Genomic DNA, 12,411 nt, shown 5'->3' on the forward strand with positions numbered 1-12,411 from the left:
AAGCCCGCGCGTGGGCCTCCAGCGTAATGCAAAGGCCGCAGGGGCTCAAGCGTTCGGCGCCTTAGAAGCCGCCCAGCAGCACCGACGACGATTGCCCCGAAAAATTCGGAAACGCCATCAGCCGCCCCGATTCATCGCGCCAGCGCACCCAGCCGATGGGCGTGGTGCGGTCAAAATCCATCACTTCCACCAGCAGCCAGTTGCCGCGCGCGAATTTAACGTTCAGCTTGCGCACAACCTGAATCGGCAGCAGCTTGGCCCCGTCTTCGGGCCGCATGCGCGGGGAACGGTCATACGGCGAGACGCCGTTCAGCCAGTAAACGCCCGACGCCACCCCGTTATAGCGCACAAAATCGAGCCAGGTTTGCAATTGCCCCAGATGACGCGGCCAGGCGTCGCGCTCGGCCTCCTCCGTCAGACGTTCGCGCAGTTTCACCCAGGCCGTCTTGCCCGTGCGCTGATCGGCGACGACTTCCGCCCAGCCATCGCCGTTTTCCGACAGCGTCGCCATGGCGGCCAGGCGCAGTTGGGGGTAATAGCACAGAAACATCGCGCTGGCCGCAACAGGCTGATTGCGGGCTTCCGAAAACGCCTGCAAGCTGCGACTGTCCGGCGTCCAGCGAATCACGTCGATCGGCGGCGCGTCGTCGCTGGGCGCGGCATACAGCGTCAATCGCGGCGGGGCGAAGTAAACGCCCATGCCATAGGTCAACGCGCTCTCGTAGCGCTGCGGTGAAAAGCCAAACGCCGCAGGCGTCGCCGCCACGGCCCGAGAGTCGACAGGCAGCGCGCCCCAGAGCCCCCCGTGCGCCTGCCGGACGGGAGCGCTCAGCCAGAGGAGGGGCATCAGCGCGGCGATTGCCGCCATTGCGGCTATTGGGATGATGGGTCCCCGCAGGGCCCGAAGCCCCCATGAGGGCTGGCTCCAAAAACGCGCGCGCATCCGTTCAAACTCCCGGTTACGGTGGGTGGGCTGGGGTCTTGATGGTAAAACCTGAGACTGGCAAAACGCCCAGCGGGTTCCCCCGGCCCTGTATATAGAGGATTCAGGGGGAGTCCGCCGCGCCTGCCGCCGTGTCGCCATTATAGCGCGAGACCCACCCCGCGAACCTTCAGGAAAGGTCCTGTCCAGACGCCCCGCCTACGCCCTCGTCGCGCCCCCACCGATTGAGACAAAAGAAGATTCCGCCCAAAAGAGGGCCTGCCTGAAAAAAATCTCCCCAAACGGCCAAAATCTTAATAATTGTAAGATTAAATCACTAGACAAATAAAGATATATGGAGTATAGTTTAAATAGCGCGATTTGCGCGCGTGCGATTCAGTGGTTTTCTCGTGCGTTTGATTCTGTGTGGAGGCTTTACGACGTGTCTTTGGCGCTCACGCGTTCGCGATCGGCTCTGTTTTTCATGAGGTTGATGAAAAACGGCGAGCTGATGCGCGAATTCACCCGCGCCGTGTTTCATGCGCAACAGAAAGCCGTCCGCGCACGGGCCCGCTGGTTCTCCGCTGCGCGCCTGCCCGAAATAACCTCGCTCTGGCAAAACCCGATCCCCCAGCCGGATCTTCAGGAGAATCCTGCCCCTCCCGACGATCTTGCAGAGCCGGAGGGGATTCAGGGATTAGTCGATATTTTCAAAGCGTCCGAGCGGCGCTCAACACACTCAAAAGAAGCCGCGCCAGACCCGGCGCCGGATGCTCCCAGGCCTGCGCGTCGTCGCGCGGCGGCGCCCGGCAAACCGCGCTGTCTTAAACCCAGGACTTTTCTGCTGCGGCGCACAGCCATGACCGAACGCGATCTCTCTACCGGCCCGCAGAATGTCGTCTGTGGGACAGCGTTTGGGCACATGAGCCGGATCCAGCGACAACGCCATGTCCGACGCATTTTGCGCGTGCGCGACGCGCTCGAATGGGCCGAGTGGCTCGTGAGCCCTCCCAACGGGCATCCTGAGATCGGGCGCTATCGCGCGGCGACGCAGTGCGGGCCCGCTAGCGGCGCCTCAGCCCCAAGCGACGCCATGCCGCCTGAGCGGGATCGACGCCATCTCCATGACAGGAGTCCGCCCCAAGCCGTCATTCATTCGAGCGGGCCTGTAATAACGCTTCGCCGCTCTAAATCGCTTGCGCGCAGTCGCGCCGGGCCGATGCGTCCAAAACCCCTGTAAGCGCAAAGACGCTTTCGGGCTGGCTTTTGCCGCGAATCGCGACTTTACCCAGCGCCCGCAGGCGAAACGCCCCCTGAATCCACTGGCGAATTGGATCGCTGACGACGATGCGCGTGCCAAAGCGCTTGTTGAGCGCCTCCAGTCGCGAGGCGACGTTCACCGCGTCGCCGAGTATCGTCACGTCCATGCGCATATGCGAGCCAACGCTGCCAATATAGACCGGCCCACAGTGCAGACCGACGCCGATCTCCATGGCTGGCAGCCCGCGCTGACGCCATTGCTGGTTGAGGCGCGCCAGTTCATCCATCATCCTGAGCGCAGCCGTGGCGGCGTTGACCGCGCTGGAAGCCACTGTGCCGTCGGCGGGCTCGAAATACGCCAGCAGGCCGTCGCCCATGTACTTGTCAAGACGGCCCTGATGCTGGAAAATCGCGCCCGTCATTCCGCTGAGGAATTCATTAAGCTGCTCGACAATCCAGTGCGGTGGATACTGCGATACCATCGCCGTATAGCCGCGAATATCACAGCACAGTACGGTCACTTCGCGCATGGCGCCTTGATACGAGGCGCCGCCCGCCGCCATGGCGCTCACCGGCAAAGGCGGCCCCGATGGCAAGGTCGCCTGCGCCGCCGACCAGTAAGGATATAAGCTCTGCCAAGGGTTTGCGGACGGGGATCGAGACGCTGCGCGGGAATCACCGAAATTCAAGGGGCCCCGTTCGCCCCATAAGGGACGCAGCCGCATCGCCAGCGTCAATCCCAGCGCCGTAACCGCCGCCAAGGCCAGCAGAAGGGCGACCAGCCCCAAAAAGCCCGTCGTCAGGACACCCATCCAATACCCGTCCATCGTCAAGGCGTGCTCTCCACGGCGCCGAATCCTCGCAAACGATTCCATTCCAATGCTACGCGCTCGTTCCCCAAGATGCGTCCCATTGCATGACGCATCCCGCTATTCGTTATTAATATAAAAACAATAATTTGAATTTTGATGCGCCCTTGTAAAATGAGCGTAACAATTTGGAAGAGCCCGCTTAGATGGATCCCCATACGTGGATCGTGGTCGGCCTTGGCAATCCCGGCCCGCAATACGAACGCACGCGTCACAATATCGGCTTCTGGACGATTGCAGCCTGTTGCCGCCGCTGGGGCGCGACGCTGAAGGTCAACGCCAGATTTCAGGCCGCCGTGGCTGAAGCGCGCGCGCCACTGGGGCATGGCAGCGCCCCTGTCTTGCTGATCGAGCCGATGACCTTCATGAACGCCTCGGGCGTCAGCGTTCGCAAGCTGCTGACCTATTACAAGCTCAGTCGAGAGCGTCTAATCGTCATCTCGGACGATGTGGCTCTGCCGCTGGGCCGCTTGCGCATTCGCGCCGAAGGCAGCGCCGGGGGGCATAACGGCCTCAAGTCGATTATCCAGGAGCTGGGCGGCGACGAGAGGTTCGCCCGTCTGCGCCTGGGCATCGGCCCGCCGATGATGGGAGGCGCGGGACTGCGGCATCACGTGCTGGCCGCCTTTGACACGGAGGAAACGGCGCTGGCGCATCAGGTGTGCGAGGTGGCCGTAGACGCGCTGGCGTGCCTGATGACCGATGGGGCCCAGGCGGCCATGGGTCGGTTCAACGGACGAGTGGTCAGCGACGACGCCCCCAACAGCTAGACGAGCCCGTCTCGCCCACGCCTCCTCTAGAAGCAGGAGCCGCTTTTAGGCCAAAAAGAGGGGAAGAGCGACGGGGAGCAGCATCGTCCCAAAGCCACGCAAAATAAGCGCTTTCGGGCGGTTTTGGACTATTCTGGGCGAGCGCGGACCTCCTCCAGCCAGAGGAGATTTCGGGGCGCGTCTCAAGGAGTTGGCCTAGACTCCCGATAGGACCCTTGTTAGCGAGACCTCAACTGGATGGGGGGCGCCCCAGTCCCTCATCTCCTCTTTCTCCAGAGAAGCTCCTGTTGTTAGCGTTTCGCCTGTCGCGCGCCGCCCCTCCTGGCTGCGTGAAAGGCCGCAGGAGCTTCTCCCTCCTTTTTTATCAGATTTCCCGTGTAGATTTGCTCTCTCAGATTCCGCAGGTCAGATTTTCTGTGCCAGATTTGCCCAGTCCTATTTTCCCGCCCAGATTTCAAGCCGGATTTTAAGCTCTCGCAGCGCGTTTCGCCCGAGTGTGCGCCCGGCCCCGCGTCGTACAAACCGTTTACAACCCCATAACCGCATCATCCAGTCCCCTACTAACAGTCATCTCTCACTGTTTACCCTCACCCACTCCGCAAAAGCCGCGTGAGCGGTCTTGCGCCTCAGCCCCGACAGCCCTGCCGCCAGGCCGGGAATTTTCAATGACAGGCTGACGCGCGATGCCCGTCCTCAGGTTTTTCGGCGGAGCCTGTGGTATGCCCCGCTGTCGTGAACGCAGGATGCGCTCGCAAGCGGCAGGCGCCATGGCGCTTCGAACCCTCACACCCCCTACTTTAGCAGGCGACCGAAAAAGGAGATTTCGATATGCCACTCGTCATTAATACCAACACCATGGCGATGAACGCCCAACGCAACCTGTCGGTCAATAACACCGCCCTGTCCAAGTCGTTGGAGAAACTCTCGTCAGGATTCCGCATCAACCGGGGCGCAGACGACGCTGCCGGCTTGCAAGTGTCGGAAAACCTGCGTTCCCAGGTTCGCGGCTCCAAAAAAGCGCTGGACAACGTGCAAGATGGCATCAACGTTCTGAACATCGCCGATGGCGCGCTGGGCGTTATTACCGACAACTTGCAGCGGATGCGTGAACTGGCGGTTCAAGGCGCTAACAGCACCTATGACGCCAACCAACGCACCGCGATTAACGCCGAGCTGACTTCTCGCGCCAATGATATCACCCGTATCGCCAACGCGACGAAGTTCAACGGGGTCTTCCTGCTCAACGGATCCGCCAACGGCGCGGGTAACTTCACGTTGCAGGTCGGCGCCAACAACGTCGCCGCCAACGACACGATTGACGTGGGCAGCAGCGGCTCGTTCGCCGCTTCTCGCGCCACCGACCTGTCGGTCAACGCGGTCAACGTCACCAACATCGCCAACGCCGTGGCTGCCATCACGTCGATCGACGCTGCTATCGTAACCGTATCGCAACGGCGCGGCACCATCGGCTCCGTGGTCAACCAGCTGGAGTCGGCGTCTCAAAACCTGGAGGTCGGCATCGAGAACCTGGCCGCTTCGGAATCACGCATCCGCAACGTGGATGTGGCCTCGGAAAGTTCGGATATGGTCCGAAACCAGATCCTGCAACAATCCGCCGCCGCGATTCTGTCGCAAGCCAACCAGGCGCCATCGTTGGCCTTGCAGCTCATCAAGTAAGACACTGTTCTTCATCATTACGACACTCTCCACCAGGGGTCCGGCTCACAAGGCCGGGCCCCTTCCCCCATCCGGCGCAGAGCGAGACGCGTCTTCTCCTGCGCGCGAACTCCTCCCGAGGCCCTCCATTCTCGCCGCATCCCCCGGGAGCGAATTCCACTCGAAAAGCAAATGGCAAGAGGCTATTGGACCTTTTTAGAAGCGCGCCCTTCTCCTCCCTCGGGGGGAGATTTTGACCCAATCCTCAAGGATTCGGTCTGGACCTTCGATACGACAGGCATCAAACGCTAACCGCGCCTGAAGCGCCAGCGGCCCTTTTCCACGGTTGGAAATCGGGCAGCCCGCCACCGGCGCGTCTCCTCAAAACCGTAGAAAGAAAACCAATACGCCAGCCTGCGCGACACGGCCTGTCACAAGCCGCGATAGCTGCTGCGCTGGGGAAAAATGAGTCAGTATCTACTGGACTCGGCTCGCGCCTTCGCTAACAGGCAGAGTCGGCAAACAGGAGGGTTTCGTCATGCCTTTAATCATTAATACCAACACCATGTCGCTCAACGCCCAGCGTAATTTGGGAGCCAATACCAACGCGCTCGCCAAATCACTGGAAAAACTGTCGTCAGGCTACCGGATTAACCGGGCCGGAGACGACGCCGCAGGCTTACAAGTGTCCGAGCGCCTGAGAACGCAGATTCGCGGCTCTCAAAAAGCGCTGGACAACGTGCAGGACGGCGTCAACGTCCTGAACATCGCAGACGGCGCCATGAGCGTCCTGACCGAAAACCTGCAACGGATGCGCGAACTGGCCGTTCAGGCCGCCAACAGCACGTATTCGGCCGGACAGCGCGTCGCCATCAAACAGGAACTCGATGCCCGCGCCGCTGATATTACCCGTATCGCCAACGCCACCCAGTTCAACGGGGTCTTCCTGCTGAATGGCACGGCCAATTCGCTGGGCAACTTCACCTTACAGGTCGGTCCCAACAACATTTCCGCCAATGATACGATCGATATCGGCGCGACTGGCGCGTTTAACGCGGTAAACGCCACGTCTCTGGCCGTTAACAACCTGCTGGTCGACAACATCGCCAACTCGCAAGCCACGTTAGGCGCTGTTGACGCGGCTATCGACACGGTCAATTCCCGCCGGGGTCTACTGGGTTCTGTCGTAAACCAGCTCAGCAGCGCGCAGGAAAACCTCCAAATCAGCATTGAGAACCTGCAATCCGCTGAATCGCGCATTCGTAACGTCGATGTGGCCGCAGAGAGCGCGACAATGGCCCGGAACCAAATCCTGCAACAGTCGGCCCTGACCGTATTGGCCCAGGCCAACCAGGCGCCCAGTCTGGCCCTGAAACTCCTCCAGTAAATACAACAACCCTAATCTCTACCCCCACTCATTTTTCCAACCGTAGACGGGGGCGTGAAAGCTCACCCGCTGAGCGCCCCCCTTTTTTTCCTCCCGCGAAAGTTGATGTTGATTCGCGTTGGCCCGAAGCGTCGCTCCGGGCCCTTGCCATTGGCAGCCATTCCTTGGCCTGCGGCGCATATCCTCTATTCGGAGGAGCGCCTGTTACATTTTTTTACATACGATGACGGCGTTGTATGAGTCCACATGAAAGACCCGCTGTGATGAGTATGTCTCCCGTATTTTCCGCCGTGTCAGCGCCCCGCGTCTCCCCGCTGACGCACGCTCCCGTAGTAGCAGGACCCGTTTCGCCGCCGCCGCCCGGCGCGCTGACGCAGACCCTTCAGCGATTTCTGTCGCTAAGCGTTACTCGGCGTCTGGACTGGCGTCACAGTCGCCGACGCGAGCAGGCCGACGTCGTAGAAGAAACCTTCGTCGCTGAAGACGCTGAGGCCCGCGTGGAGCTCAAGGCGTCTCGCCGAGAAGCGCCTAGCCGCGAGCAGGGCGAGCCGGAAACGCCTCGACGCCTCTTACGCTGGCAGGTAACGGTCCAGATCGCCGGGCAGAAACCCCGCGCGCTGGACGGGCGCGATCTGGCGCTGCCCGCCGCGGCTCCGGACGCGACAGTTAATCCTGCCGAGCAAACCATCGCCCGCCTGTTTCGCATCGCCTTCGAGCGCGTGATTCGCGGATTTGACGCCCTGCTTGCGCCCTTGCGCGCTCTGGCCGACGGCCTGCGGCTGGGGGCCATTCAATCGTGCTACAGCTTTATCCGCCCCTCAATGGGCAATCCGCTGGGCGCGGCGGAGATTCTCCAGGTGGCGGGCTCTGCCGACGGACAGCCTGCATCGCTGGAAATCGCGCGCTTTCTGGGACAGCGGCAAATCACGATTCGGTTTTCTGGGCGCGTGGCCAAAGTCGGCGAGAAAGCGCTGGAAAACGCCAGCGTACGAGAGAGCATCGGACAAATTGAAGCGCTCGCCGCCGCACAACGCGCCGGTCGGCGTAAAACGGGCGCTTAGGCCGCAGGGTTTGTGCTAAGGTAAGCGTCAGCCGCAGCCGTTCCCGTTTACGGGACGGTCGCCGTCTGGATGGCCCGAAACGGCCCGTATTTTCGCTGTCGCCGCTTGAACCCGGCGATGCCGACGCAAGACGGACGAACCATGTCAGGCCGGGAACGGAGCAGCATTACCTCCGACCCTGCGGGTGGCGTCGTCCTCAGGCTGGAGGCAGCGAGCGGACGTCCGGCGTCGCCGGGCGGCGGGCGGCTTTTCTGGTCCTCTGCACATTTCCCGCTGGCCGAACGGCTTGCGTCTCCATGGGTTCTGTCTATCCGGCGCGCGCGCGATGAATCCTCTCCTGGCCGAAGCCCAGCGACTACGGCTCAAGAAGCGTCTGGGCCAGCATTTTTTGATTGACCCCGGCGCGCTGACGCAGATTACGCAAGCTCTGGCGCTCACGCCTGATGACCGCGTCATTGAGATCGGTCCTGGCAGCGGATTTCTCACCGAGCGCCTGTTGGCAACCGGCGCGCAGACGCTGGCCGTGGAAATTGATTCGCGCTGGAGCGCCTTGTTGCGCCGCAAGTTTGCGGATCATCCGGCGTTTACGCTGGTGACGGCGGACGCGCTGGCCTTTGACTTTCTGAGCGCCTGCGCCCCGATTCCAGAACGCCCGCGACTGGTTATCACGGGCAATCTGCCGTATAACATCGCCACACCCCTGCTGTTTCGGGTCTGCGGCGACGTCGACGACCCGGATTTCCCGCTGCGCCGGTCTTTGTCGCAACTGACGCTGATGCTGCAAGCCGAAGTCGCCGACCGCCTCACCGCCCAGCCCGGCTGCAAGGCCTATGGCGCGCTGGGATTGATGCTTGCGCCCTGGTGGCAATGCGAAGAGACGCTGGCCCTGGGCCCGGCATCCTTTTATCCGCCGCCGAAGGTCCGCTCGAAAGTCGTCACCCTACGGCCCCGCCCCCATGGGCTGATCGCGCCAAAACAACTAAAAACCTATGCCCGGCTGGTCCGCGCCGCCTTCGGCCAGCGGCGTAAAACGCTGCGCAACGCCTTGGCCGCCCATGTGGGCGCGCCTACGCTCGCCGACGCCTTCGCCGCCCTGAAGGACGCCTATGGCGATCTCAGCGCGCTTCGCCCCGAAGCCGTTTCGCTGGCGGCTTACGCCGATATGGCCGCCTTTCTGGATGAGCGGCGCGCGCCATGACGCCCCAAAGCCATCGGACGGCAGAGCCTTCGTCACGCGCGTTCACGCTGGCGGCTCCCGCCAAGATCAATCTCTTCCTCAATATTCGGGGGCTGCGCGACGATGGGTATCATGAGATCCTTACCGTCCTGCAAAGCCTGTCGCTGGCCGATCAGCTGACGTTTGAAGCCGACGCCAGCGGCGATTCGACAGTGCATTTGACCTGCGACCATCCGGCATTGCAGGCCGAGATAGACGCCGACCCAACGCAGAACCTCATTGTCCGCGCAGCGCAGGCGTTTTGGCAAGCCACCGCGCGAACGCCCTTTGGCCTGCGCGTCCATCTGGAAAAACGGATTCCGATGGCGGCCGGGCTGGGCGGGGGCAGCGCCGACGCCGCCGCGACCCTTCATGCGCTGAATCTGCTATGCGATCGCCCGCACGACTTGGCCGCCTTGCAGTCCATGGCCCGCTCGCTTGGGGCCGACGCGCCGTTTATGCTGACGGGCGGCACAGCCTGGGCGGATGAGCGCGGCGATCGCATTCATCCCCTTGCGGCTCCAGGCGACGGGCATCGCATGCTGCTGGTTCAGCCGCGCGATTTGGCGATGCCAACAGCGCTGGCCTACGCGCGGGCGCGCCAACGCGGCGGTTATGCCGTCCACGACCCAACCCCCTTGCTGCACGCGCTGACCCACAGCCAGGACCCGACGGCGTGGGCGCGGAACGATTTTGAAGACGTTTTACAGGCCGATTTGCCCGCCATCGAGGAAATCGCCGTCAAATTAGGCGCACTGGGGCTGCGCCGTCCGCTCTTGTGCGGCAGCGGCTCTTGCATGGCGGGATTCTTTCCGCCGGAAGGCTTCGCGACAGGCGGCCGAGAAGGCTTAAACGAGGCCGAACTATCGGCTTTCTTCCCGGAAGATCGTTACTGGCGCGCAATTTGCCAGACGCATCCGGCGCCGACGTTTTCTGTCCTCACCCCCAGCCCGAAAAGCGAACGCGGATGAACGCCTCGCCCGCCCCCCCAAAAAACCGACAAAACCCGGCCCACCCGCGCAATTTGTCAAAAACGCCCGGTTTTATATATAATAGAGATAGGATAGACATGCCAGCGACGCATGTCCCTCTAATAGAGGAATCCCCTCTTCCCTTGCGCATTGCATAATGGGGGCAGAGAGCCATCGACGCCCTCCGGTCTGCGACCCAGGTGAGTCTGTTGTCTATGAACATCCCGCCCATTGAATCGCTGCTAGAAACCGTCCAGGACGCCGAAAGCGCCTTGACCCGCACGATGTTGCGCGACGGGCGTCATGTGAGCGAATACCGCGACGCGCTCAAACGCTTTGCAGTGGCGTGGTTCGTGCTGGAGAAATCGCGTCAGCCAGAAGAGTTTCTGCCGCCGCCGGGGGCGCAGAAGGCGAATAGCCGTGTCGGGTCTCATCCGAGGCGTTTTGGGGTTCATCAACCCGTTTAAGGCCGAGGCTTGGCCGCGCTGGGGGATTCTGGCGTCGCAGGCGATGTCGCCGCAGGCGCGCTGGGGGGAGCGGCCGGGGCAGAGGAGGACTTCTCAGACGCAGGGGTAACAGGATTTGAAGCGGCGCCAGAAGCGCTGCCAGCAGTCGCGCTCGATGACGCGGCGGTCGTCGTCGCAGGCGCAGCCTCATCGTCATTCGGGGAGGCCTCTTGAGGCGAGCCATCGGACATGCTGGACACATCCGACACGTCGAACGTCTGGCTCAAGCGACTCACGCAGTCCAGAAACTCGGCGCGCTGCGACAGCCAGCGAAAGGCGTCTATCTTGTACGACAAGCCTTCCGGCGTGAAGACGAATTGTTCTGCCAGCAGCCCATTGTCGCGAAAGACCCGCAGATTCAGCGCATCGCGCGTCGCGGCCCCAACGCGTTCGCGCTTGAAGCGCAGCGACTTGCGGTCATAGCTGAGAAAAGCGCCCAGATGCGTCTCAACGCAGTTGGTCAGCTTGAGGAAATAGCGGGCCGGGACGCGCTGTTTAAAAGCCTTGCTGGCGTACTGATCGTAGAGCGTGGCGTAGTCTTTCTTGATTTCCAGCTCCACGAGGTTCTCAGCGGCGATTTGCAGGAGCGCGCGCTCGTCTTCGCGGTAGCCTTGCGCATCCGGGGCTTGCGCATCGCGGCACCCGCTGAGGAGTCCTGCGCCAAAGCCCAGCAGGCCGCCCACGATGACCATGGAAAGCGCCCAGCGAGGAACAGAGCCGACCATCATCAGCAAACGTCCGCCGTTAGTCGATTTTCTGAAACATATAGCCGATACCGCGCGCCGTCAGAATGAGTTCGGGGTTGCTGATATCGTTTTCCAGCTTGGCCCGCAGGCGGCTGATGTGAACATCGACCACGCGCGTATCAATGCGATGATCCGGCGGGTAGGACCACACGTGCTGCAGAATCTCGCCGCGCGAATAGGGACGGCCCGAATTGCTCACCAACAGCTCCAGCAGGCTGAATTCCATGCCGGTCAGGCGCACGCGCTCGTTCTTTTTGAAGACCTGGCGCTTGCTCTTGTCGATTTTGATGGCCCCGATGACAATGACGTTTTTCTCGTCCTTGCTCGATGGCGCGCCATTCTTGTTGTACGTGCGGCGCAGAATCGCCTTGACGCGCGCTTCCAGTTCCTTGGGGCTGAAAGGCTTGACGACGTAATCGTCTGCGCCCAGCTCCAGGCCCGTAATACGCTCGGCCACATCGCCCAGCGCCGTCAAGATGATGATCGGCGTGTCGCTCTGCTTGCGAATCTCTTTGGTGACGCCGTAGCCGTCCATTTTGGGCATCATGATATCGAGTACGACGATATCCGGGCCAAACTTGCCAAAGATATCGAGGGCTTCCTCACCATCGCCGGCGGTGGCGATTTCGTAGCCCATCATTTTAAAGCGCGTTTCCAGAATGCGTCGAATACTGGCTTCGTCGTCAACAATCAGAATCTTCTCGCCTCGTCCGGGAGATTTTCCCGATTGCGCGGAGGAAGGATCCAATTCAGAGGCGGATGTCTTTGGCGTCAATGCCCTGAATCCTCTTTGGGTTTACAGTATAGGAGAATGGAAGCGCCTGCCGGCAAGCCACGAGAGGGGAGACAGGAAAAGGGGAAGGTCCGACAGGAGAAAACGGCGCGCTTCAAAGATGACGGTCGCAGTCAACCTGAAAAGCCGCAACCCTAAAAACGTCCGTCATCCAGCGTCGCTGGCTGCCCTGAACCAGTCGTCCCAGAGTCTGCCGGGACAGCGCGGGGGTCTGATTAGAATTCATCATACTCAACATGGCCACTTCCGTAAAG

At 61.6% G+C, this 12,411-nt stretch carries 11 protein-coding genes, 1 other RNA gene and 1 pseudogene; 9 read left to right on the forward strand and 4 right to left on the reverse strand.

What is annotated here, in order from left to right; translation table 11 throughout:
- Window positions 1–61: 61 nt before the first annotated feature.
- Window positions 62–943: a hypothetical protein gene (locus IPK79_02515; GenBank protein MBK8189301.1), complete on the reverse strand. Its 882-nt coding sequence runs from the start codon at window positions 941–943 to the stop codon at window positions 62–64.
- A gap of 472 nt (window positions 944–1,415) precedes the next feature.
- Between IPK79_02515 and IPK79_02520 the strand changes: the two genes are divergently transcribed.
- Window positions 1,416–2,162, forward strand: a complete 747-nt coding sequence (locus IPK79_02520; GenBank protein MBK8189302.1) for a hypothetical protein — start codon at window positions 1,416–1,418, stop codon at window positions 2,160–2,162.
- On the opposite strand, the gene IPK79_02525 is transcribed toward IPK79_02520, so the two are convergent.
- Window positions 2,110–2,994, reverse strand: coding sequence for an adenylate/guanylate cyclase domain-containing protein (locus tag IPK79_02525; GenBank protein ID MBK8189303.1), 885 nt, complete (start codon window positions 2,992–2,994; stop codon window positions 2,110–2,112). The genes IPK79_02520 and IPK79_02525 overlap by 53 nt on opposite strands.
- A 203-nt stretch (window positions 2,995–3,197) precedes the next feature.
- Between IPK79_02525 and IPK79_02530 the strand changes: the two genes are divergently transcribed.
- From IPK79_02530 to IPK79_02565, 8 genes are all read left to right on the forward strand, one after another.
- Entirely contained in the window at window positions 3,198–3,821 is a 624-nt protein-coding gene (locus IPK79_02530) for an aminoacyl-tRNA hydrolase (GenBank protein ID MBK8189304.1), read from the forward strand.
- Between the two features lie 828 nt (window positions 3,822–4,649).
- Window positions 4,650–5,498, forward strand: a complete 849-nt coding sequence (locus tag IPK79_02535) for a flagellin (protein MBK8189305.1) — start codon at window positions 4,650–4,652, stop codon at window positions 5,496–5,498.
- Window positions 5,499–6,015: 517 nt separating this feature from the next.
- Window positions 6,016–6,864 carry a flagellin FliC gene (locus IPK79_02540; GenBank protein ID MBK8189306.1) on the forward strand — a complete coding sequence of 283 codons (849 nt, stop codon included), beginning with the start codon at window positions 6,016–6,018 and terminating at the stop codon, window positions 6,862–6,864.
- Window positions 6,865–7,127: 263 nt separating this feature from the next.
- Complete coding sequence (locus IPK79_02545) at window positions 7,128–7,925, forward strand: hypothetical protein (protein ID MBK8189307.1); 798 nt, start codon at window positions 7,128–7,130, stop codon at window positions 7,923–7,925.
- 110 nt (window positions 7,926–8,035) lie between these two features.
- Window positions 8,036–8,127: signal recognition particle sRNA small type (ffs, locus tag IPK79_02550), an RNA gene on the forward strand.
- Window positions 8,128–8,250: 123 nt separating this feature from the next.
- Window positions 8,251–9,123, forward strand: a complete 873-nt coding sequence (rsmA, locus tag IPK79_02555) for a ribosomal RNA small subunit methyltransferase A (protein ID MBK8189308.1) — start codon at window positions 8,251–8,253, stop codon at window positions 9,121–9,123.
- Complete coding sequence (ispE, locus tag IPK79_02560; GenBank protein MBK8189309.1) at window positions 9,120–10,112, forward strand: 4-(cytidine 5'-diphospho)-2-C-methyl-D-erythritol kinase; 993 nt, start codon at window positions 9,120–9,122, stop codon at window positions 10,110–10,112. Before rsmA ends, ispE begins: the two co-directional genes overlap by 4 nt.
- A gap of 215 nt (window positions 10,113–10,327) precedes the next feature.
- Window positions 10,328–10,579, forward strand: coding sequence for a hypothetical protein (locus IPK79_02565; GenBank protein ID MBK8189310.1), 252 nt, complete (start codon window positions 10,328–10,330; stop codon window positions 10,577–10,579).
- On the opposite strand, the gene IPK79_02570 is transcribed toward IPK79_02565, so the two are convergent.
- Together IPK79_02570 and IPK79_02575 are read right to left on the reverse strand one after the other, a co-directional pair.
- Window positions 10,576–11,346, reverse strand: coding sequence for a hypothetical protein (locus IPK79_02570; protein ID MBK8189311.1), 771 nt, complete (start codon window positions 11,344–11,346; stop codon window positions 10,576–10,578). The genes IPK79_02565 and IPK79_02570 overlap by 4 nt on opposite strands.
- A gap of 16 nt (window positions 11,347–11,362) precedes the next feature.
- Window positions 11,363–12,067, reverse strand: a pseudogene (locus tag IPK79_02575) (response regulator transcription factor).
- Window positions 12,068–12,411: the final 344 nt, after the last annotated feature.

The sequence above is a fragment of the Vampirovibrionales bacterium genome (assembly GCA_016712355.1).
Taxonomy (GTDB): Bacteria; Cyanobacteriota; Vampirovibrionia; order Vampirovibrionales; family Vampirovibrionaceae; genus JADJRF01.